This window comes from Kribbella deserti (genome assembly GCF_042434725.1).
In the GTDB taxonomy this organism is placed as follows: Bacteria; Actinomycetota; Actinomycetes; order Propionibacteriales; family Kribbellaceae; genus Kribbella; species Kribbella deserti.
The window spans coordinates 563,048-583,042 of the sequence record NZ_JBHLTC010000018.1 but is presented as its reverse complement, the minus strand read 5'-3'; the positions used below and the strand labels follow the sequence as shown (position 1 = coordinate 583,042).

At 68.5% G+C, this 19,995-nt stretch carries 21 protein-coding genes; 12 read left to right on the top strand and 9 right to left on the bottom strand.

Features of this window, described 5'->3' with window-relative positions; translation table 11 throughout:
• Window positions 1–99 precede the first annotated feature (99 nt).
• Genes ACFFGN_RS15970 through ACFFGN_RS15960 form a run of 3 tightly spaced genes read left to right on the top strand, consistent with a single transcriptional unit; the run spans window position 100 to window position 4,423 of the window.
• On the top strand, window positions 100–1,431 hold the full coding sequence (locus ACFFGN_RS15970; RefSeq protein WP_380048140.1) for an MFS transporter: 1,332 nt from the start codon (window positions 100–102) through the stop codon (window positions 1,429–1,431).
• Entirely contained in the window at window positions 1,428–2,852 is a 1,425-nt protein-coding gene (locus tag ACFFGN_RS15965; RefSeq protein WP_380048138.1) for a pyridoxal phosphate-dependent decarboxylase family protein, read from the top strand. The genes ACFFGN_RS15970 and ACFFGN_RS15965 overlap by 4 nt, the downstream gene beginning before the upstream one ends.
• Window positions 2,853–2,887: 35 nt before the next feature.
• Window positions 2,888–4,423, top strand: a complete 1,536-nt coding sequence (locus ACFFGN_RS15960; RefSeq protein ID WP_380048136.1) for an ATP-dependent DNA ligase — start codon at window positions 2,888–2,890, stop codon at window positions 4,421–4,423.
• 21 nt (window positions 4,424–4,444) lie between these two features.
• On the opposite strand, the gene ACFFGN_RS15955 is transcribed toward ACFFGN_RS15960, so the two are convergent.
• Window positions 4,445–5,101, bottom strand: coding sequence for a TetR/AcrR family transcriptional regulator (locus tag ACFFGN_RS15955; protein WP_380048134.1), 657 nt, complete (start codon window positions 5,099–5,101; stop codon window positions 4,445–4,447).
• 148 nt (window positions 5,102–5,249) lie between these two features.
• Here ACFFGN_RS15955 and ACFFGN_RS15950 point away from each other — a divergent pair, with 148 nt between their 5' ends.
• Both ACFFGN_RS15950 and ACFFGN_RS15945 read left to right on the top strand, forming a co-directional pair.
• Complete coding sequence (locus tag ACFFGN_RS15950; RefSeq protein WP_380048132.1) at window positions 5,250–6,476, top strand: cytochrome P450; 1,227 nt, start codon at window positions 5,250–5,252, stop codon at window positions 6,474–6,476.
• A gap of 5 nt (window positions 6,477–6,481) precedes the next feature.
• Window positions 6,482–6,682 (top strand): ferredoxin, encoded by a 201-nt coding sequence (locus tag ACFFGN_RS15945; RefSeq protein WP_380048129.1) that lies wholly within the window; start codon window positions 6,482–6,484, stop codon window positions 6,680–6,682.
• 9 nt (window positions 6,683–6,691) lie between these two features.
• On the opposite strand, the gene ACFFGN_RS15940 is transcribed toward ACFFGN_RS15945, so the two are convergent.
• Window positions 6,692–8,758 (bottom strand): DUF2207 domain-containing protein, encoded by a 2,067-nt coding sequence (locus tag ACFFGN_RS15940; protein ID WP_380048127.1) that lies wholly within the window; start codon window positions 8,756–8,758, stop codon window positions 6,692–6,694.
• A gap of 265 nt (window positions 8,759–9,023) precedes the next feature.
• Between ACFFGN_RS15940 and ACFFGN_RS15935 the strand changes: the two genes are divergently transcribed.
• Window positions 9,024–9,716: a GAF and ANTAR domain-containing protein gene (locus tag ACFFGN_RS15935; RefSeq protein ID WP_380048125.1), complete on the top strand. Its 693-nt coding sequence runs from the start codon at window positions 9,024–9,026 to the stop codon at window positions 9,714–9,716.
• A 6-nt stretch (window positions 9,717–9,722) separates the two neighbouring features.
• Here the strand turns inward: ACFFGN_RS15935 and ACFFGN_RS15930 are convergent, their stop codons facing one another.
• On the bottom strand, window positions 9,723–10,739 hold the full coding sequence (locus tag ACFFGN_RS15930) for a sigma-70 family RNA polymerase sigma factor (protein ID WP_380048123.1): 1,017 nt from the start codon (window positions 10,737–10,739) through the stop codon (window positions 9,723–9,725).
• 78 nt (window positions 10,740–10,817) lie between these two features.
• Here ACFFGN_RS15930 and ACFFGN_RS15925 point away from each other — a divergent pair, with 78 nt between their 5' ends.
• Window positions 10,818–11,408, top strand: coding sequence for a DinB family protein (locus ACFFGN_RS15925; protein WP_380048120.1), 591 nt, complete (start codon window positions 10,818–10,820; stop codon window positions 11,406–11,408).
• 46 nt (window positions 11,409–11,454) lie between these two features.
• On the top strand, window positions 11,455–12,393 hold the full coding sequence (uriH, locus tag ACFFGN_RS15920; RefSeq protein WP_380048118.1) for a uridine-preferring nucleoside hydrolase UriH: 939 nt from the start codon (window positions 11,455–11,457) through the stop codon (window positions 12,391–12,393).
• Window positions 12,394–12,454: 61 nt separating this feature from the next.
• Here uriH and ACFFGN_RS15915 read toward each other — a convergent pair whose 3' ends face one another.
• The 3 genes from ACFFGN_RS15915 to ACFFGN_RS15905 form a co-directional block, all read right to left on the bottom strand.
• A complete protein-coding gene (locus ACFFGN_RS15915; RefSeq protein WP_380048116.1) occupies window positions 12,455–13,093 on the bottom strand; it encodes a GAF and ANTAR domain-containing protein in 639 nt (212 codons plus the stop codon).
• A 192-nt stretch (window positions 13,094–13,285) separates the two neighbouring features.
• Window positions 13,286–14,191, bottom strand: coding sequence for an SDR family oxidoreductase (locus ACFFGN_RS15910; RefSeq protein WP_380048114.1), 906 nt, complete (start codon window positions 14,189–14,191; stop codon window positions 13,286–13,288).
• A 115-nt stretch (window positions 14,192–14,306) separates the two neighbouring features.
• The gene (locus ACFFGN_RS15905; RefSeq protein ID WP_380048112.1) at window positions 14,307–14,726 is read right to left on the bottom strand and encodes a low affinity iron permease family protein; all 420 of its coding nucleotides are present in this window, start codon (window positions 14,724–14,726) and stop codon (window positions 14,307–14,309) included.
• Between the two features lie 161 nt (window positions 14,727–14,887).
• Between ACFFGN_RS15905 and ACFFGN_RS15900 the strand changes: the two genes are divergently transcribed.
• Window positions 14,888–15,268, top strand: coding sequence for a DUF6766 family protein (locus tag ACFFGN_RS15900; protein WP_380048110.1), 381 nt, complete (start codon window positions 14,888–14,890; stop codon window positions 15,266–15,268).
• 83 nt (window positions 15,269–15,351) lie between these two features.
• Here the strand turns inward: ACFFGN_RS15900 and ACFFGN_RS15895 are convergent, their stop codons facing one another.
• The 3 genes from ACFFGN_RS15895 to ACFFGN_RS15885 all read right to left on the bottom strand — a co-directional run bounded on the left by ACFFGN_RS15895 (window position 15,352) and on the right by ACFFGN_RS15885 (window position 17,731).
• Window positions 15,352–16,893: an FAD-dependent oxidoreductase gene (locus ACFFGN_RS15895; RefSeq protein WP_380048108.1), complete on the bottom strand. Its 1,542-nt coding sequence runs from the start codon at window positions 16,891–16,893 to the stop codon at window positions 15,352–15,354.
• Between the two features lie 33 nt (window positions 16,894–16,926).
• The gene (locus ACFFGN_RS15890; protein ID WP_380048106.1) at window positions 16,927–17,343 is read right to left on the bottom strand and encodes a CBS domain-containing protein; all 417 of its coding nucleotides are present in this window, start codon (window positions 17,341–17,343) and stop codon (window positions 16,927–16,929) included.
• A 94-nt stretch (window positions 17,344–17,437) separates the two neighbouring features.
• Window positions 17,438–17,731, bottom strand: coding sequence for a DUF4287 domain-containing protein (locus ACFFGN_RS15885; RefSeq protein ID WP_380048104.1), 294 nt, complete (start codon window positions 17,729–17,731; stop codon window positions 17,438–17,440).
• 184 nt (window positions 17,732–17,915) lie between these two features.
• On the opposite strand from ACFFGN_RS15885, the gene ACFFGN_RS15880 reads away from it, so the two are divergent.
• The 3 genes from ACFFGN_RS15880 (at window position 17,916) to ACFFGN_RS15870 (ending at window position 19,964) form a co-directional block, all read left to right on the top strand.
• Window positions 17,916–18,257 carry a YciI family protein gene (locus ACFFGN_RS15880; RefSeq protein WP_380048748.1) on the top strand — a complete coding sequence of 114 codons (342 nt, stop codon included), beginning with the start codon at window positions 17,916–17,918 and terminating at the stop codon, window positions 18,255–18,257.
• A gap of 4 nt (window positions 18,258–18,261) precedes the next feature.
• Window positions 18,262–19,524: an RNA polymerase sigma factor gene (locus ACFFGN_RS15875; protein WP_380048102.1), complete on the top strand. Its 1,263-nt coding sequence runs from the start codon at window positions 18,262–18,264 to the stop codon at window positions 19,522–19,524.
• A gap of 86 nt (window positions 19,525–19,610) precedes the next feature.
• Window positions 19,611–19,964 carry a hypothetical protein gene (locus ACFFGN_RS15870; RefSeq protein WP_380048100.1) on the top strand — a complete coding sequence of 118 codons (354 nt, stop codon included), beginning with the start codon at window positions 19,611–19,613 and terminating at the stop codon, window positions 19,962–19,964.
• Window positions 19,965–19,995 lie beyond the last annotated feature (31 nt).

Genomic DNA, 19,995 nt, shown 5'->3' with positions numbered 1-19,995 from the left:
ATCAGACGCCACCGACAGTTCGCACGTCATTTCCGCGACCACCGAACTCGTCGGGCCGAACAGCGGAAAAGACCGGAACGGGCTGGCATGCTGTCCGCCATGTCGTCGCACACGCTGCCCCGCCAGGTGCGGATCGGTTATGCCCTGGGCTCGGTCGCCACCGGCTCGTTCGGCACGGTGCCCGGCTTGCTGCTGTTGCCCTATCTGACCGACACCCTTGGTATTGCGGCGTTCCTGGCCGGGGCGATCGTGTTGTTGCCCAAGGCCCTCGATGTGGTGCTCAATCCCGTCGCCGGCCGAATCAGCGATCGGCATGTGTCGCCGCTCGGGCCGCGCCGGCCGTTCCTGCTGCGCGGCGGTGTCGCCCTGGCCATCTGTTTCGCCCTGCTCTTCGCGGCGCCGGACCTCGGCTCGTCCGTAATCGACGGCGCCTGGGTGCTGATCGCCTTCTTGGCCTGCGCCACGGCTTATGCGTTTTTCCAAGTGCCGTACGTCGCGATGCCCGCGGAGATCACCGACGACTATGGCGAGCGGACCCGGCTGATGGCCTGGCGCGTCGCCGTACTCACCTTGGCCATCCTGGTCAGCGGCGGGAGTGCGCCCGCGATCCGCGACGCCCTGGGCGGCCGGGAGGGCTATCGCGTGATGGGCCTCGCCATCGCGTGCCTGCTGCTCATCGGCACCATCGGGGCGTATCTCGGCACTCGCAAGGCGCCGATCGGGCCCCCCGCCGAGACCGCCGGGTCGTTGCGATCGCAGCTGCGAATCGTCGCGCAGGAGGCCGACTTCCGGCGCCTACTGCTCACGTTCATGCTCCAGGCCCTGGCCGTCGGCGCGATGCTTGCGGGTATCGACTATCTCGCGAGGTATGTCCTGGGTGACAGCGGTGCGTCCACCATGTTGTTCCTCTGCGTGGTCGGTCCCGCGTTGCTGGTCAGCCCGGTTTGGCAGGCGGTCGGCGCCCGCTTCGGCAAAAAGACGGGGTACGTCGCCGCGTCGGTGGTGCTGGCTCTCGGCGCGGCCGGGCTCGTCGCGGCTCAGGATGTGCCGGTCGGCCTCGTTTACCTGTCGACCGCGTTCGTCGGGATCGGCTTCACCGGCGCGCAGGTGTTCCCGATGGCGATGCTGCCCGACGTCGCCGCGGTGGATACGGCCCGGACGGGCATGCGCCGGGCCGGGGTCTTCACCGGGATCTGGACCGCCGGGGAAACGCTAGGCCTCGCGCTGGGCCCGGGCGTGTTCGCGTTGGTGCTGCAGCTTGGCGGTTATATCTCCTCGACCAGGGATCAGGTGGTTCAACCTGGTTCCGCGTTGACCGCGATCGTGCTCGGGGTGTCGGTGGTGCCCGCCGTCTTGATTCTGGTCAGCCTGTTCTCCCTGCGCCGGTATCGGCTCAACGCCGGCGAGGTCGAAGCCCTGGAGGTGCGATGAACGACGTACTCGCGAGGCTGCGGGCCTTGCAGGCGGGCGATCTGCCCACGCATGGCGGCAGCACGCTCGCTTATGTGTACGACTCGGGCCTGGCGGAGGCCGACGAGATCGGCCGGCAGGCGCTCGCGATGTTCGGCGCCACGAACGGGCTTGATCCGACGGTGTTCCCGAGCGTGCGCGAATTCGAGAACGACTTGGTCACGCATGCCGCCCGCCTGCTGCATGGACCTCCCGGCACGGTCGGCACCGTCACCTCCGGTGGTACGGAGTCGATCCTGCTGGCGGTTCAGGCCGCGCGCGATTCGCGTCCCGAGGTTGATCGCCCGAGCCTGGTGTTGCCGTCGACCGCCCATGCGGCCTTCCACAAGGCGGCGCACTATTTCGGCGTTCAGGTCGTCGTGGTGGATGTTGATCCCGCCACCTTCCGGGCCGATCCCGAGGCGATGGCCGCCGCTTGTGACGACACCACCGTGCTGGTCGTCGCGAGCGCCCCGTCGTACGCGCATGGCGTGATCGATCCCGTGCCCGCGATCGCCGAGGCCGCCGCGGCCAGGGATATCCGATGCCACGTCGACGCGTGTATCGGCGGGTGGATCCTGCCGTATCTCGACGACTGCCCCGATTTCGACTTCGTCGTACCGGGGGTGACGAGTGTTTCGGTGGACCTGCACAAGTACGCGTACACCCCGAAGGGCGCGTCGATCCTGCTGCACCGGACGGCCGCGTTACGCCGTTCGCAGTTCTTCGCGCATGCCGATTGGCCTGGTTACACGATGCTCAACGCGACCACCCAGTCGACCAAGTCCGGTGCACCCGTCGCCGCCGCGTGGGCCGTCGTCCGGCACATCGGCGATGAGGGCTACCGCCGGCTGGCCGCGACCGCCGTCACCGCGACCCGGCGGTTGGCCGCCACCGCCGACGGGATCGACGGGCTGACAGTTGTAGCCGAGCCCGCGACCACCTTGTTCGCCGTCCGGACCGATGAACGGGCGGACGTGTTCACGCTCGCCGACGAGCTGGCCGCGCGCGGGTGGTTCGTGCAGCCGCAACTGGCCTTCCGCGGTCAGCCGCCTTCGCTGCACTTCACGATCAGCGCCGCCACCGCCGCGCGGTACGACGACCTCGTGGCGGCTTTGACCGCCTCGGTCGTGGCGGCCCAACAAGCCGGGCCCGTGCAGGTGGCTCCGGAGTTGGCGCAGGCGGCGCAGGGGCTTGATCCGGACACCCTGGACGATGCCGCGTTCGACGGCCTGCTGGAATTGGCGGGATTGAGTGCCGGTGGCAACGAATCGGGTGTGCGCCTGCCGGCCCGGATGGCGCCGGTGAACGCCCTGCTGAACGTCGCACCGCCCCGGTTGCGGGAGGCCTTGCTGATCGCCTTCCTCGACCGGCTGATGCGCCCCGCGCCCGGCCCGGGGTGAGCGGAACTGTCGGTGGCGTGGTCCAGACTGGAACCATGTTGCTTGCGGATGTGGTGGCCACCTCGACGGCGCTCAGCCAGACCCGGTCTCGCCGGGCCAAGGCCGACCTGATCGCGACGCTGCTCACCACGGCGGCCGACCCGCTCGAAACCGAGATCGTGGTGACGTATCTGTCCGGTGAGCTGCGCCAGCGCCGTACCGGTGTCGGCTGGCGCACGCTGGTGGACGTGCCCGAGCCGGCCGTGGCGCCTTCGCTGACGGTCGAGCAGGTGGATGCGGCCTTCGCCGACCTCGCGACGCTGGCGGGTGCGGGTTCCCAGGCCAAGCGGCGGGAGGCGGTCGCGGCGCTGTTCGCGCAGGCGACGGCCGAGGAGCAACGGTTCCTGCGTCTGCTGGTGAGTGGCGAGCTGCGCCAAGGCGCGCTCGACGGCGTGATGGCCGATGCCGTCGGCAAGGCCACGGGCATTCCGCTGGAGAAGATCCGCGCCGCGACGATGCTGCGCGGCGCGGCCGCTCCGGTGGCGGTGGCGGTGCTGACCGAGGGCGAGGCCGGGCTGGAGCAGTTCGGCCTGGAGGTCGGCCGGGGCGTGCAGCCGATGCTCGCGCAGTCGGCGACCGACGTCGCGGAGGCCATGACCAAGACCGGCGTGCCGGCCGCGATCGAGTGGAAGCTGGACGGCATTCGCATCCAGGCCCACCGCAACGGTGACGAGGTGACCGTCTACACCCGCACGCTGGATGACATCACCAGCCGCGTGCCGGAGGTGGTCTCGGCGGTGCTCGCGCTGCAGTGCGAGCAGGTGGTGCTCGACGGTGAGCTGATCGCCCTGCGGCCGGACGGACGGCCCGAGGCCTTCCAGGTGACCGGTTCGCGTACGGCGACGAAGGCCGCGACCGGTCCGGAGAGCGTGCCCCTCACGCCGTACTTCTTCGACATTCTGCACATCGACGGCCATGACCTGCTCGGGCTCGACGGCGCCGAGCGGCACGAGTGGCTCAGCACGTTGGTGCCGGAGGCGAGCCGGATTCCCCGGTTCGTGACGGAGGACCCGGTCGCCGGACAGGCGTTTTTTGCCGACGCCGTTCAGCGCGGTCACGAGGGCGTGATGGTCAAGTCCCTCACCGTGCCGTACGAAGCGGGCCGGCGTGGTTCGGGCTGGGTCAAGGTCAAACAGACGCACACCTTGGATCTGGTCGTGCTCGCGGCCGAGTGGGGACACGGGCGCCGCCAGGGCAAGTTGTCGAACATTCACCTCGGCGCTCGCGACGAGAAGACCGGCGAGTTCGTCATGCTGGGCAAAACCTTCAAGGGCATGACCGACGAACTGCTCGCCTGGCAAACGGAGAAGTTCCAGGCAATCGAGACTCACCGGGACGACCACACCGTGTTCGTGCGGCCCGAGGTCGTGGTGGAGATCGCGTTCGACGGCGTGCAGACCTCCACCAGGTATCCGGCCGGTATGGCGCTGCGGTTCGCCCGGGTGCTGCGGTATCGCGACGACAAGACCCCAGCCGAGGCCGACACCGTGCAAGCCGTGCGGGCCATCCACCAACCCGAGCTGGGCGCCTGACCGGAGCCGGAGCCGTGCGGGTCAGGCGGATTGGGAACTGGGCGCCTGCAGCATGCCGCAGATAATGTCGGCGAGAAAGATGCCGACCTCGTTCCAGTCGGCGCCGGCCGGCTGCTCATCCCGTTCGAGTAGTCCCTCGAACTCGGCACAAGCCTGCGTCGCCACCAGCGCGACCAGGTCCCCGCGGTAACGCAGCACTCTCGCGTCCACCGTCGGCGCCAACCGGCTCAGGGCCGCGCGGAACCACTCGTCGTCGAGCGTCGACTTGATGTCGTTCAGCACGATCGGCCGCCAGGCGGGATCCGTCATCGCGCTCAACATGAACCGCGCGTAGTACGTCGGAACCGGCAGCGACGCGAGATACAGCGTGAGCGGCCGAACCATCACGCCCACGTAGTCGCGCAGCTCGTTGGACGGGACCACGCCGGACAGCAACTCGTCCCGGATCGCCTGGATCGGGCCGGTGTGATGCCGGAGGACCGCCAGCACGAGATCCGTCTTGGTGCCGAAGTGGTAGCCGACCGCCGAGTTGTTGGCCGCGCCCGCGACTTCGGCGATCTTGCGGCTGGAGACCGTCGCGATGCCCCGCTCGGCGAACAACCGCTCCGCGGCCATCCGGACCGCGTCCTTCGTCGACCGCTCGGCCCCCGCCGTCCGGCCCAGCGCCACTTTGCTCACGGTATCGATGTCTACCACCTCCCACCGCCGAACCAGCTGACCCCGGCCGGGAGCACCGCGCGGCCGGCACCACTTTAAGGCACTTGACTTATCCGAATGCCTCTGGCTGACTAGGCGTGGCCGAGCGATCACTCTGAGGAGGCATCCCGTGACGAGCAGCGATGAAGCCAAGTGCCCGATGCGCGAGTACCCGTTCGAGTCCGACCGTCCGCTGGCGCCGCCCGCCGAGTGGGCCGAGCTGCGGGAGACCTGCCCGGTCGCCGACGTACGGCTGGTCAGCGGGGACACCGCCGTTGTGCTCACCCGGTACGACGACGTGAAGACCGTGCTGGCCGATCCCCGGTTCACCCGTCAGCTCGACCGCGAGCAAGGCGCCGCGCGGATCTCGACCCAGGAGTCGGGCGGCATCTTCGAGCAGGCCGATCCCGAGCGCAACGCGATCGCCAGCGGTGAAGGCCATCGCCGTTGGCGCAGGCTGCTGAACCGGTCGTTCACCGCCAAGCGGGTCAACTCGATGCGCCCGGGCATGACCGCGATCGCGAACAGCCTCGTCGACGAGCTCGTCGCGGGACCACGGCCGCCCGACATCATCGCCGGGTTCGGTTTCCCGCTCCCCGTGCGGGTGATCTGCGAGCTGCTCGGCGTGCCCGCGCAGGATTGGCCGCGGTTCGCGTACTGGTCCGACACCATGCTGAGCACTACCCGCTACACCGACGCCGAGATCCAGGCCGCGCAGCTCGAGTTCGCGCAGTACATCGACGCGCACATCGAGCGGTGCCGGCAACAACCCGGCGACGACCTCATCAGCGAGCTGATCGCGATCAGCGACACCGGCGAAGGCCTGTCGCACGGTGAACTCCAGCTCACCGCGATGGGTCTACTCGTCGCGGGACACGAAACCACCGCCAGCATGATCGGCAAGATGCTCGCCATCTTGCTGGCCGACCGGTCGCAGTGGGAGGCGCTGCTCGCGGATCGGGCTCTGGTCCGGACGGCGGTCGAGGAGGTACTGCGCTTCGACCCCAATCCCGGCTTCGGCCTACCGCGCTTCGTCACCGAAGACCTCGAACTCGGTGAGACCTCGATCGCCGCCGGGACGACCGTGCTCACCACGATGGCCGCCAACCGTGACCCGCGCGCCTTCGACAACGCCGACCAGCTCGATCTCGCCCGCAGCCCGAACCCGCACCTCAGTTTCGGCGTCGGCCCGCATTCGTGTCTGGGTCAGGCCCTCGCCCGTACCGAACTTCAGGTCACGCTGGAGGTGCTGCTCGAACGGCTACCCGGCCTGCGGCTCGCCGTACCGGTTGAGCAGCTGGAACGGCGAACGGGCCTGCTGGTGGGTGGATTCGTCACGCTGCCGGTGGAGTGGTGAGCGCGATGGGAGCCGTGGTCGAGACCGACGAGGACCGGTGTTGCGGCGCGGGCCACTGCGCGATGGTGGCGCCCGAGGTCTTCAGTCAACGCGACGAGGACGGCGTCGTCGTAGTCCTGCAGCCCGAACCAGGACCGGAATTACTCGACGCCGTCCGCGAGGCCGCCACCACCTGTCCGACGATGGCGATCAGCGTCCGCGACTGATCCGGGCGGTTACCAGGATCCGCCACCGCCACCGCCACCACCGGCGGATCCTCCCCCAGCGCCCGAGTCGGAGCTACTGCTGAAACCGGACGAACTGCCACCGCCGCCACCGAAGCTGGAGCCACTCCCGAAGCTCGAGCCACCGAAGCCACCGCTGGAGTGGTTGCTACCGGAGAAGAAGCTGGAATCGGACATCGGCGCGGTGAACGAACCACTGACCTGTTGCGCGAGCAGCACCGTGGTGAAGGAGGACTCGAAGTACGACGGCCCGCTGTACCAGTCGGCGCCTGCCGGGATCCGCCCGGCCGCCACCAGCTGGGCGCAAACCTGCTGCCACCGGCCGGTCAGCCCGAACACGATTGCCCAAGGCAAGTACCGGCTGAAGATGTCCTCGCCCTCCTCGAACCGCAACTGGTCCGCCTCGGCCGTCGCGAGGTACTTCCGGAAGCCGAGCGCCTGATCCGTGACGGCCCGTCCGGCGGCCGATCGACGGCCCTTGGCCCGGGCGTTCTGCAACACGTTGAGGCTGATCCCGCCGATCAGGAACGCCGCCACCACGAGTACGCCGTCGAGGAAGCGCCGGGTCCCGCTGCCGACGATGAACGCGGCGATCAGGCCCACCACGCCAAGGCCGATCGAGAGGCCGAAACCGCCGCCACCCGCCACCGGCATCCGCTCGTACCAGCCGCGCGCCTCCGCTTGCCGCTCCACGCCGACGACCAGCCTGAAGTGCGCGGAGGCCATCGACGAACCGCTGGTCAGCGTGCGAACCTGACCCGCTTCGAACGGGATGAACAACGTCTTCAGCAAAGCGGTCTCGTGCTCGTACGTCGCGAGCGCCGGATCCAGCAACGTCACGGTGGTGGACGAGCCCGAGCCGCCCGCCTCGATACGTACGGCACCGCGCACCGCCAGGTCGATCAACGTGGCGGCGGTCTCCGTCGTCGTGAGCTGCCCGTCGATCAGGAGGCCCGCCTCGGCGACCGCCACCGCGGGCGGCGCGTACGCCACGGGGATCTGCTCATCCCGCAGGGTGTCCGGGCCGATCGGACCCACTGCCCCGCCGACTGGCGCCATGCCGGGTGGGAGACCGGCGTACCGGTGATCGCGCCGCGACGACCGGACCTTCGCGGCCACCCCCACCGGAAGCAGCAGACCGGCCGCACCGGCCATCACCAGGACACCGGCCGAGGCACCTTCCTTCATCGGCTCGCCGCCACCGAACGGGTTGCCGAAACCGAAGGGATCGTCCGTGCCGTAGTCCTCGGGATTGAAGTCGGGCGGCAACTCCCCCGGCGGCAGCTCGGTCGGGATCTCGGTCGGGTAGTCGGTCGGCTCGCCGCTCGGCGTGGCCGGTTCGAGCAGCGGGGTGTCGTTGCGAACCAGCCCGGGCCGGATCGCCGCGACGTACGTCAGCTGGTGCCCGGGCGCCAACGAGGCCTGGCTGAACACGCCCTTCGCGGCCTTGATCGACTTGCCCGCGCAGGCCTTCTTGCTCTTGGGCGCTCCCGCGAAGCACGCCACCCGGGTGACGCCGCCCGGCACCTCCACGGTCACCGCGACCTTGCGCAGCGGCGCGGTCCAGCCGCGGCCGGTGGCGTCCCAGAAGACCTCGGTGTGGTCCTTGAAGTGCCTCAGTGCGCCTTTGACCCGGTACTTGATCACGTACGTCGCGGTCGCGCCGCTGATCGTTTCGTACTGTGAGCCGATCCGGAGCCGAAGCCCGACCTGACGCCCGAGCCCCTGATCCAGGTCGAGCGGCTCCTCGGTCACCTCGGCGTTGGCGCCGGACGGGCTGGACACCTGGACATCGGTGACCTGGTAGAGCTGGTCCTTGCTGAGATCGTCCACATACGGCTCGCGGACCAGCAGATCGCGGAGAATGCCGTGCCGCCCGGAACCACTGCCGAATCGGTAGACGATCGTCTCCGTCACCTGCAGTGCGCCGTCCGCGGTGACCCGGTGCACGGCTTGGAACGAATCAACCTGATCGCCGGCCGTACCGGCCGCGGACGCGAACCCCGCCGGCGCCAGCACCGCGATCACAACCCCGAGTAAAGCCCCCAGTCGCTTCATGTCCGTCACTGTAGGTGTCGAAGCGGACCACTCGCGTCAATCCGGCGTTGCAGCAACCTGCCGAGTCCGGCCGGAACCAGATGCCTGTCGCGGGCGTCGCCACCGGCTGAGCCCGGACCTCAACCGGTATGCAACGGTGCTGGTGCGGCCGGGCAATCGGTGCCACTCTGAATTCGCGGGCGCTCTGGTCCGCGCGCGGCCCGAGGGTCAGTCGGGACCCCTCCAGCGGCGGGAAGATCCCACCGATCAACGCAGGGGTGCCGCCATGGTGCAGTTCGATCCAGCCCAGCCACTTGCCGCGCGAACCTTCGCCGAACTCGCGATGGAGTTACACGGCGCTCCGAGTGTCACCGAAACCGTCGAGGCCGCGCTGGACTTCGCCGTTCAGGCCGTTCGTTGTGCCCACTCGGGCCTGATGCTTGCCGAAGGCGCCCGGCTGTGCACCGGCGCCGTCACCGATCCCGCCGTCGAGGCGATCTACCGCTGGGAGCGCGCTGCCGGAGACGGACCCGCGCTGACTGCCTTGCGTGAGCAGATCACCATCGGTGTTCGCGACACCCGGGCCGAGACCCGGTGGGTGGGCTGGAGCAACGTGGTCACGGCGCTGGGCATCGGCAGTGTGCTGCACACCCCGCTGGCGATCGGCGCTGAGACCGTCGGCGTGCTCAGCCTCTACGCCGGCCGGATCGATGCCTTCGGCAACGATGATCTCGCCATCGCGCACATCCTGGCCCGGCACGCGTCGATCGCGGTCGCCGCCGCCCGGCACCAGGAGTCGATGGTGCAGGCCGTCGACGCCCGCAAGCTGATCGGTCAGGCGATGGGTGTGCTGATGATGAAGTTCGACGTTGACGAACAGCGCGCGTTCGCGATTCTCAAGCGCTATTCCCAGCACCACAACCGCAAACTGCGCGAGGTGGCCCAGGAGGTCGTCGACACCCGGAGCCTGCCGCGGTGACGGCGCTCAACCGGCGGTGACCGGTACGCCGAGCGTATGGAAGTGCTCGGCACCGATGAACGAGGTGATGTCGGCGATCCGCCCGTCCCGCAGGGTCAGCACGTTGATCGACCACGCGACGTACTCGTCTTGCCCGGTGGGCCGCAGGTAGCAGGCGAGCGCGGGTTGACCGTTCGCCGTGGTCGCCCGGTGCTGCCAGGAGCCGCAGGTCATCGGTACCCGGACCGCGTGGTCCATCACTGCCTCGACGCCGGCGTACCAGGACGGCAGCGGCGGCATCGACCACGTGACGTCCTCGGTGAGCAGCGATACGAGTAGGTCGGCATCGCCGTTCTCCAGCGCGGTGGCGTACCCGGCCACCACCTCGCGGACCCGGACGTCCCCGATGGCGCGCAGGCTCTGCTGCTGACTGTGCTCGGGCACCCTCGCCGCGATGACCCGGCGGGCTCTCGCCAGGGCCGAGTTCACCGAGGTGGTCGAGGTGTCCATGATCGCGGCGATCTCGGCCGCCGAGAACCCGAGTACGTCGAACAGCAGCAGCGCCGCTCGTTGATTCCCCGGCAGATGCTGGAGCGCCGCGACGAAGGCCAGTTCGACGGCCTCGCGCTGCTCGTACCGCGATGCCGGGCTAACGTCGTCGCCCAGCCCAATGGCGGCGTACGGTCCGAGCCAGGCGACGTCCGTCACCGGTTCACCCTCGAGCACGGCCCGTTCGCTCGACGGTCCGAGGTCGATCGGCAACGCCCTGCGGCCGCGGGCCCCGGCAGCGTCGAGACACGTTCGGGTGGCAACCGTGTAGAGCCAGGACCGCAATGAGCTTCGGCCCTCGAACCGCCCGAGGCCGCGCCAGGCCCGGAGCAAGGCCTCCTGCAACGCGTCGTCGGCGTCGTACGACGAACCGAGCATGCGGTAGCAGTGCGCGTGCAGCTGCGGACGCAACGGCTCGACCAGCCGGCTGAACGCGTCGCCGTCACCAGCTTGGGCCCGAGCCAGCTCGGACGGCTCTGAAGAAACCTCGGTCACAACCGACGATTCTGCCGGACCGGGCGGGTCTTCACTTCGACAGCGCAGTCCCGCGCACCGAACGACGGAGGAACCACCATGACCGAGGCGGACCTGAAGACCGATCTGCACGACTACCTGCGCAAGGCTCGCGAGGCCGTGTGCTGGAAGGTCGACGGCCTGTCCGAGTACGACGTACGCCGGCCGTTGACTCCGACCGGCACCAACCTGCTCGGACTGGTGAAGCACCTGGCGACGGTGGAACTGCTCTACCTCGGGATGGCCTTCGGCCGGCACTTCGAGCAGTACCTGCCGTGGTTCCGCGAGGACGCTGAGCCGAATCAGGACATGTGGGCGACGGCCGACGAGTCCCGGGAGTACATCCTGGATCTGTATCGCCGGGCCGGGGAGCATGCTGATGCCACGATCGAGGCGCTGCCGCTGGACGCCATCGGCGAGGTCCCGTGGTGGACCGACGAGGGCGGCAAGGCAACGTTGCACCGCATCCTGACGCACCTGCTCGCGGAGACCCACCGGCACACGGGTCAGGCCGATATCGTTCGCGAGTTGATCGACGGGCGGATCGGCGAAGAGCCTGGTGACGACCGCATCCCGTCCACTGACGCTGCTTGGTGGCAGGCCTATCGCGACAACCTCGAACGCATCGCCGCCGGTAGCCGACTCCGCTGAGGGCGGCCCGGCCGGCGATGGGCTGCTGACGTTTAGGGTGGCGGGCGTGGCGAAGAAGATCATCCTGGACTGCGACCCTGGCCATGACGACGCCGTCGCGCTGTTGCTGGCGCACGGCAATCCCGAGATCGACCTGCTGGCCGTGACCACGGTGTTCGGCAATCAGACGCTCGACAAGGTCACCCGCAACGCGTTGGCGGTAGCGCGGGTGGCCGGCATCACCGACGTACCGTTCGCCGCTGGATGCGCCCGGCCGCTGGTTCGCGAGATCGAGACAGCCGGTGCCATTCACGGTGAGTCCGGGCTGGACGGCCCCGAGCTGCCCGAGCCGACGCTCGCGCTGGACCCGCGGCATGCGGTCGACCTGATCATCGAGACGCTGATGACCGAGGAACCGGGCACGGTCACGCTCGTACCGACGGGGGCGCTCACCAACATCGCCATGGCGGCACGAAAGGAGCCGCGCATCGTCGGCCGCGTACGCGAAGTCGTCCTGATGGGTGGCGCGTACGCGGGTGGCAACTGGGCTCCGAAGGCGGAGTTCAACATCCTGGCCGATCCCGAAGCCGCGCATATCGTGATCAACGAGCCCTGGCCGCTGACGATGGTGGGCCTTGACCTGACTCACCAGGCCCTTGCCACTCCGGACGTGGTCGAACGCATCGCGGCGGTTGGTACGGGACCAGCGCGGTTCGTGGTGGAGCTGATCGAATTTTTCGCGCAGGCGTACGAGCTGAACCAGTACTTCACCGCTCCCCCGGTGCACGACCCGTGCGCCGTCGCCCGGGTGATCGATCCGGCGGCCATGACCACCCGCTACGCGCCACTGAACGTCGAGCTAACCGGCACTCTCACCCGCGGAATGACCGTGGCCGACTTCCGGGCTCCCGCCCCGCCGGGCTGCACCACCCAGGTAGCGGTCGACCTCGACCACACCCGCTTCTGGAACCTCGTCATCGACGCCCTCCAACGCATCGGCGGCTAACACCCGCCGGTGGTCAGAAGGTGGCGATGCGGTTGATGGGACTGCCGGAGGTGGCGGCGAATCAGGCCGGCAGCTTGCGGGTGTCGATGACCTCCTGGGCGACATCCCGCAGCTTGCGGTTGTTGTCCTGGGAGTAGCGCTTGAGAATCGCGAAGGCCCGGTCACCGTCGACGTCGAACTTCATCATCAGGATGCCCATCGCCTGGCCGACCAGTTTGCGGGCGTCGACGGCCCGGGCCATCGTCTCCTCCTGGCGCGCCTCGGCCACCGCGATCGAGGCGTGCCGGGCGAGGATGTGCGCGACCGCGAGATCGTCGACGCCGAATGCGCCGGGCTGGTCGCCGTACAGGCTGAGCACGCCCACAGTGCGCTCGCCGACGGCCAGTGGCACGTGCAGCGCGGCGCCGATACCGAGTTCGGACACCTTGGTGGACCAGTCCGGCCATCTCGGCTCGTTGGTGGTGTCGTCGACCGTCACCACCTCCTGGTCGTGCAGGGCGACGATCATCGGGCCATCGGCCACGTCGATCTGCCACTGGAAGATCGTTTCGATCACTGGATCGGTGACCGCGCCGATCTCGGCCCGGCCGCCGCGCACGGCGAGAGTGATACCCGCATGGCTACAGGTCACCGCCTGCAGCGCGAACTGGAGCACCGTTTCGACGGTATCGGCCATCGACGGCGCAGAATGCAACTCCATAGCAAGCTCCGCGAAGGTGTGTGCCGGGACCCGCTCGCCTGGGCCGGCCGGCCGGGAACGCACGTCACCGTCCGTAGCGTCCGTTCCGCTCGAGCGATCCACGCATCCATCTTGCCTCCGCCAGGCCGATTTCGGCCAGCCGACCCGGCCGGTACGGCGTAGGAGCCGCGAATTCCGTCAGTCGCGAGGGCCTTACGGCAATGGCTTGCCGCCGGTGATGCCGATCCGCTCACCCGTGATGTAGCTGGAATCCGACGACGCCAGGAAGACGAACGCCGGCGCAAGCTCGGCGGGCTGTCCGGCCCGGCCCAGTGGGGTGTCGGCGCCGAACTGGTCAACCTTCTCCGGCGGCATGGTGGCCGGGATCAACGGAGTCCAGATCGGCCCGGGCGCCACCGCGTTCACGCGAATGCCCTTCGGCGCCAGCTCTTGAGCCAGACCGCGGGTGAAGTTCAGGATCGCGGCCTTGGTGGTCGCGTAGTCCAGCAGCTCCGGCGACGGCTGGTAGGCCTGGATCGAAGTGGTGTTGATGATCGTCGCGCCTTCGCTCAGATGCGGCAGCGCGGCCTTGCAGAGCCAGAACATCGCGTACACGTTGGTCTTCATCACCCGGTCGAACTGCTCGGTGGTGATGTCGGCGATGCTCGACTGCGACATCTGATACGCCGCGTTGTTGACCAGGATGTCGAGACCACCGAGCTCCGCGACGGTTCGCTCTACCAACTCGTTGCAGTGCTGCTCGTCCCGGATGTCGCCCGGCAGCGCGAGTGCTTTGCGGCCGGCCTTCTCGACCAGCGCGCAGGTCTCCCGGCCGTCGGTCTCCTCGGACTCCAGGTACGACACCGCCACGTCCGCGCCTTCCCGCGCGTAGGCCAGCGCGACGGCCCGGCCGATGCCGGAGTCGCCGCCGGTGATCAACGCCCGCCGGCCGGTCAGCTTGCCGTGCCCTTCGTAGCTGTCCTCACCATGGTCCGGACGCAGGTCCATCTTCGGCGTGAGACCGGGGTGTTCCTGGCTCTCGGGTCCTTGCTCTTCCGGGCCTGGGTACTGCTGCTCGTCTGACATCTTGTCCTTCCGCCCATCCAGTCGGTTGGTCACAGGGCACGGTGGTACCCGGCCGCGCCCGGTCCACACCCGCTCCGCCTGTCCCACTCGGCCGCGCCCGCTCAGCCGGTCCCGCTCAGCCGGTTCCGCTCAGCAGCGCCCGCGGGGCTCAGGAGCTTTCGCGATCCTCTAGGCCCACCGCGTCGCGCAGTTCCTTCGTCGCTTCCTGCAGTTCGTTCGACGGGTCGTCGCTCTCTTCCATCAAGACAGCGAGCGCGGCGGCCATCGCGTTCAGCTTGTCCTGTACGGCGGCGTCCGCGCGATTCTGGCTGTTCTGCAGCAGCGCGACCATCAGGAACGTGACGATGGTCGTGACGGTGTTGATGATCAGCTGCCAGGTGTCGACCGTGCCGATCAGGAAGTAAGAAGGTGCCCAGAGCAACACCAACAGCAGGCAGAACGCGAAGAACCAGGCCCGGGAGAAGAACGCCGAGGCCGCGGTGGCGAACCGGTCGAACGGGCTGACCCGGCTCGACACATCCGATGGCATATGCGCGGATCGCTCCGCTTCGTGGACCGTATTGGTCATTTCCAGCCTCCAGCCGGTACGTCATTGCCCTCAGCAACCCGTGCCCTTCGAGCCCGGATTCATGCCTGCCCGGGCAAACGGTTCCATCGCCGGTACCGCAAGCGGTTACCCGGCCGGCCGTGTAACCGCTGTGAACCGGGGAAGTTGGGTACTGGACTTGCATGAGCGAATACGATCTGGAGCCGGATCCTCGGCGTGACCACAAGCCAGACAGCCACATGCGGCGCTGGGGCGCCGTGTACCTGCTGGCGATTCTGTTCATGGGTTCCTGGCTGGGTCAGTTCTTCACCCAGCTGAGCGAATTCCGCAGCGATCAGGAACAGCACGGCCAGTCGTTCGTCTGGGCCGACTACCTGATGAACTTCTTCGCCAGCACCTTCGAGAACTGGCAGAGCGAGTGGCTGCAGCTGGTGTTCCAGGCGCTCCTGCTGCTCGGCGCCAAGCACATCCTGTTCCGGGTCGACGCCGAGGACATGGAGCGGCTCGAGGCCAAGGTCGACAAGATCTCCAAACAGCTGGACAACGCCAAGCTCCCCAGCTGAGCCGATCGCCGGCCTGGTCGCTCACTACGATCAGGCCCGCGCCGTGGTGCCTCCGGCTACAACGGCCCCGGGGTCTTGAGGTGTCAGGACTTGCCGGGCTTGAGGGGTTTTGTCGCCGGACCATCGAGGACCTTGCCGTCCGGGTCGAATCGGGAGCCGTGGCAGGCGCAGTCCCAGCTGGTGTCCGCGGTGTTCCATGACAACGCGCAACCCATGTGACTGCAGATCGGCGACACCGTGTGCAGGCCGCCCTCGTGGTCGCGGTAGGCCCCGACCGTTGAGCCGTCCACCTCCAGCAGACCACCTTGGCCGACCTCCAGATGATCGACGCCACCCTTGAGCGTTCGGCCGAGGTGTCCGGCCGCGAACTCCTTGCCGACCTTCAGGTTGTCCTTCACCATCGACGCAACCGCCCGCGGACCACCGATCCGGCGCGCGTCGTACAGCTCGGACCATGGGTTGTCCCGGCCCGAGATCAGGTCACGCAGTACGGCGGCCGCGGCGGTTCCGTTGCTCAGTCCCCACTTTCGCATGCCGGTGGCAATCAAAATGGTGTCGCTCTCCGGCGTGCGGCCGACGTACGGGATGCTGTCGACCGTGCTGTAGTCCTGCGCAGACCAGCGGTACTCCACGGTTAGATCGGCGACATTCCAGGTCGAGCCGACCCAGTCGATCAGGCCCTGGTAGTTCCCGTGCGTGTCCTCAACCGTGCCCGTCTCGTGGCCGCCGCCCACAACGATCAACCCGTTCGGGCCACCGCCCGGCCAGGTACGCGTGGATCGGGTCTGCTGGTCGACCGAGATGGCCATGCCTTCCGGGGGCGGCTCCGGCAGTCGCACGGCGATTCCGTACGAGCGGTTCGGCCGGGTCCGGGCGAAGTAGCCGCCGGTCATACCGATCGGCAGCAACGTCGCGAGTACGGCGTGCCCGGCGTCAACGACGGCACCGCCTTCCGTCGTGACCCGGACGCGGCCGTCGGATTCGCTGACATCCACCGCGCGACTGTTCTCGAAGACGCGCACGCCTTCGTCGATCAGTGCCCGGGCCAGACCGGCCAGGTACTGGGCCGGATGGATCTGGACCTGGTTGTCGAACCGCACGGCCGCGGCAACTTCAGGAAGGCCCACCTCGTCGGGATTCGCCAGCACTGCGGGCAATCCCAGTTCCGCGGCGGCCTTCGCCTCGGCCTCGATCTTCTCGACTTGGCCCGGATCGATCGTGTAGGCGAACGCGGGTGTCCGGATCAGCTCGCACTCGATGCCGAGCGTTTCGGCCAGATCCGCGACCTGCTCGACGCCGGCCTGGTTGGCGTCGGCGTAAAGGCGCGCCTTGTCCTGGCCGTGGCGCCGCACCAGTTCGTCGTACGTGAGGCTGTGCTGGGCGGTCACCTTGCCGGTGGTGTTGCCGCTGGTGCGCGACCCGATCCGGCCGGCTTCGAGAACGACGACGTCGGCGCCTTCGTCAGCCGCGAGCAGCGCGGTGGTCAGGCCGATCAGGCCGCCGCCGACCACGACGACGTCCGCCCGCAGATCGCCGGTGGCCGCTTCGAACCTCGGCATCTCGGCCGTGGCCAGCCACACGCTCTGCGGACGGACGTCGTCAGGAAACTTCGAAGGGTTCGCCATGGGAGTCAGGTACCCAACTCCGCAACGGCCCAACTACTCCTGCGACACGTCCTGAACGACCTCGCCGGTCAGCTTCTCCGGCATCGACCGGGCGATATCGGCCTGCGCGAGCATGCCGACCAGCTTGTGACCGTCGATCACCGGCAGACGCCGGACCTGGTGCTCGGACATCGTCGCGAGGGCCTCCTCGATACTGTCGTCCGCGCCGATCGTGACCGGTTTGCCCTGCCCCATCGATCCTGCCGTCGTACTGGCCGGATCGCCGCCGTCGGCAAGGCAGCGAACGACGATGTCGCGGTCGGTCAGCACGCCCTTGAGCCGGTCGTCATCGCCACAGATCGGCAACGCCCCGACATCGAGGTCGCGCATCTTGCGGGCGGCATCGACCAGGGTCTCCTGCTCGCCGACGCATTCCGCGCCTGCCGTCATCAGGTCTCTTGCGGTCGTCATAGCGCTCACCTGTCCTCTCGGGTCGGTATAGCCGCCAGGTTCCCCTCGCCCTCGGCCTCAAACGGCTCCGCCCAGACACGAGCGCCGCGCAGAATCAGCCAGCGGGCTTGGTGGCCACGCCGTCGAGCCAGAGGGTGTCGGACTCGTCGCGGTGTACGCCCTTACTGCCGACGTGCCTGGCGGAGATCTTCGGGCCGTTCTTGATCACGTGCACCAGCGCCATCGCGTGGCCGCGGCCGAGGTCGTAGTCCGCCTTCAGCCAGTCGGCGACGGCGCCCGCCTTGGTGCCGGGGCCCTCGAAACCGCGCTCGCGGGCCAGGTCCACCAGCTGGCGCGGGGTCTTGCCGGTCTTCTCTTCGATCTTGTCGAGGTATGCCTGGAACGACATGTCAGTACCTTTCAGGGCGTACGGCAGGGTTGCTTTCACCACTGCGTCGTACGGCCCAGACCGGTTTCGACACCAGCTGAGAAAGAATTTTGGCCGGTCGGTCCAAAGTGGTGGTTGCCGTTCGTGGTGTAGGCAGCACGGCGACAATATGCACGGACCGACAAGGGAGATATCTGTGAAGTACATGCTGCTGATCAACGCGGGCGCGGTCGACGCCGACGGCACGGCCGAGGGCTGCACGGTCGAGGACTGGATGGCCTACGACAAGTCCGTGCAGGAGGCCGGCATCTTCGTGTCCGGCGAGTCGCTGGCCGATCTGGTCACCGCGACCACCGTGCAGGTGAACGCGTACGGCCAGCGGATCGTGACCGACGGCCCGTTCGCGGAGACGCGGGAGGTGCTCGGCGGGTTCTACGTGATCGACGTACCGGATCTCGACACCGCGCTCGACTGGGCCGGCCGCTGCCCGGGCGCGCTCGGCGGCGGCTCGATCGTGGTCCGCCCGGTCGCCGACTTCAGCGCCTGACGCAATGACAGCGGAACCCATCGGCGCACCGGACTCCCGGGCGCTGGTTGAGCGGGTGTTCCGGGAGGAACGGGGCCGCCTGCTCGCGGCGCTCGCCCGCCGGTTCGGCGATCTTGACCTGGCCGAGGAGGTCACCTCGGACGCGATCGAGGTGGCTCTGGCGCGCTGGCCCGTCGAAGGGGTTCCGCCCAAGCCGGGCGCGTGGCTGATGACCACCGCCCGGCGCAAGGCGGTCGACCGGTTGCGGCGGGACAAGACGTACGCCGCCCGGCTGGCCGTACTCCAGGTCGACGCCGACCGGGCGGACCACGCTCCCCCGGCCGACGCGGACGGCGAGTTGCCGGATGAGCGCCTGCAACTGTTCTTCACCTGCGCCCATCCGGCGTTACCCGCCGAGGATCGGACGGCGTTGACCCTGCGGTGTCTGGCTGGACTCGCCACGCCGGAGGTGGCCCGGGCGTTCCTGGTTCCGACTCCGACGATGGCCAAGCGGATCGTCCGGGCGAAGAAGAAGATCCGCGAGGCGCGCATCCCGTTCCGCGTGCCCGGCGCGGACGAACTACCCGAGCGTCTGCCCGTTGTACTGCAGGTCGTCTACTCGATTTTCACCGAGGGATACGCCGCCAGCACCGGCCCGGACCTGCAGCGGCTGGATCTGGCCGACGAGGCCATCCGGTTGGCCCGGATCCTGCATCGGCTGCTTCCCGCTGAGCGGGAGGTCACCGGTCTGCTTGCGCTGATGCTGCTCAATCACGCGCGCCGCGACGCGCGTACGGGCCCGGACGGCGAGTTACTGCTGCTCGACGAGCAGGACCGGGGCCGGTGGGATCGCCTGATGATCGAGGAAGGCCGCGGCCTGGTGATTCCGGCCGTCAGCGGCGGCCCGCCTGGGCCGTACGGCGTACAGGCCGCGATCGCCGCGCTGCACGACGAGGCAGCGGATGTCGCGACGACCGATTGGCCGCAGATCGTCGCGTTGTACGACGTCCTGCTGGCGATCACGCCGTCGCCGGTGATCGCGGTCAATCGCGCGGCCGCCATCGCGATGCGCGACGGCGCCGAGGCGGGACTGGCGTTGCTGGACGAACTGGCGGACGAGCCACTGCTTCGCGCTTACCACCCGTACCTGGTCGCACGGGCGGACCTGTTGCACCGGCTCGGACGGCTCCCCGACGCCGTGGCGGCGTACCGAAAGGCCCTCGAGTCGGCCGGTTCGGACCCGGAACGCCGCCACCTCGAACGTCGGCTGGCCTCGCTCAACGCCTGAGCGGCGCTCGACTTCGAAGGCGCTGGGCGGTGGTGTCGCATCAGACCGCCTGGGTACCCGAAGCGGAGAGCAAAGGAGGGACCACGATGACGGTCAAGTTGAACAAGGTGGCTTTGGATCATGCCAAGCACCTTGTTTCCAAGCATCAGGTGAGCAAGGACGAGCGAGACGACTGGAGTGAGCACCAGCCGTCCAGCGACCAGGAGAACGAGTACCTCGACAAGCACGGCTGGGAGGACTACTCCCGCTGGTACCTCGGTATCGATGACGAGATGGACGAGGACACCAAGGGCCACTACAAGTTCCCGTACGGCGACTTCCGCCGGCTGCACCGTTGCGGGCTGATGGCGGCCGAATCGCGGGCGGCGCAACAGGACTACGAGGACATTCGCAAGGCTGTCGCCAACCTTCACAAGCGGCTCGACGGCGACCACGCGTGACCTAGAGTCGCGCGACTGTTCGGGTGGCTCG

Bases quoted from the DNA above. Each gene is read 5' to 3' on its own strand.
- ACFFGN_RS15965 (WP_380048138.1), top strand. From the start codon at position 1,428: ATGAACGACGTACTCGCGAGGCTGCGGGCCTTGCAGGCGGGCGATCTG.
- ACFFGN_RS15890 (WP_380048106.1), bottom strand. From the start codon at position 17,343: ATGACGACCGCAAGAGACCTGATGACGGCAGGCGCGGAATGCGTCGGC.
- ACFFGN_RS15960 (WP_380048136.1), top strand. From the start codon at position 2,888: ATGTTGCTTGCGGATGTGGTGGCCACCTCGACGGCGCTCAGCCAGACC.
- ACFFGN_RS15935 (WP_380048125.1), top strand. From the start codon at position 9,024: ATGGTGCAGTTCGATCCAGCCCAGCCACTTGCCGCGCGAACCTTCGCC.
- ACFFGN_RS15915 (WP_380048116.1), bottom strand. From the start codon at position 13,093: ATGGAGTTGCATTCTGCGCCGTCGATGGCCGATACCGTCGAAACGGTG.
- ACFFGN_RS15895 (WP_380048108.1), bottom strand. From the start codon at position 16,893: ATGGCGAACCCTTCGAAGTTTCCTGACGACGTCCGTCCGCAGAGCGTG.
- ACFFGN_RS15870 (WP_380048100.1), top strand. From the start codon at position 19,611: ATGACGGTCAAGTTGAACAAGGTGGCTTTGGATCATGCCAAGCACCTT.
- ACFFGN_RS15880 (WP_380048748.1), top strand. From the start codon at position 17,916: ATGCTGCTGATCAACGCGGGCGCGGTCGACGCCGACGGCACGGCCGAG.
- ACFFGN_RS15940 (WP_380048127.1), bottom strand. From the start codon at position 8,758: ATGAAGCGACTGGGGGCTTTACTCGGGGTTGTGATCGCGGTGCTGGCG.
- ACFFGN_RS15925 (WP_380048120.1), top strand. From the start codon at position 10,818: ATGACCGAGGCGGACCTGAAGACCGATCTGCACGACTACCTGCGCAAG.
- ACFFGN_RS15885 (WP_380048104.1), bottom strand. From the start codon at position 17,731: ATGTCGTTCCAGGCATACCTCGACAAGATCGAAGAGAAGACCGGCAAG.
- ACFFGN_RS15905 (WP_380048112.1), bottom strand. From the start codon at position 14,726: ATGACCAATACGGTCCACGAAGCGGAGCGATCCGCGCATATGCCATCG.
- ACFFGN_RS15875 (WP_380048102.1), top strand. From the start codon at position 18,262: ATGACAGCGGAACCCATCGGCGCACCGGACTCCCGGGCGCTGGTTGAG.
- ACFFGN_RS15900 (WP_380048110.1), top strand. From the start codon at position 14,888: ATGAGCGAATACGATCTGGAGCCGGATCCTCGGCGTGACCACAAGCCA.
- ACFFGN_RS15970 (WP_380048140.1), top strand. From the start codon at position 100: ATGTCGTCGCACACGCTGCCCCGCCAGGTGCGGATCGGTTATGCCCTG.
- ACFFGN_RS15945 (WP_380048129.1), top strand. From the start codon at position 6,482: ATGGGAGCCGTGGTCGAGACCGACGAGGACCGGTGTTGCGGCGCGGGC.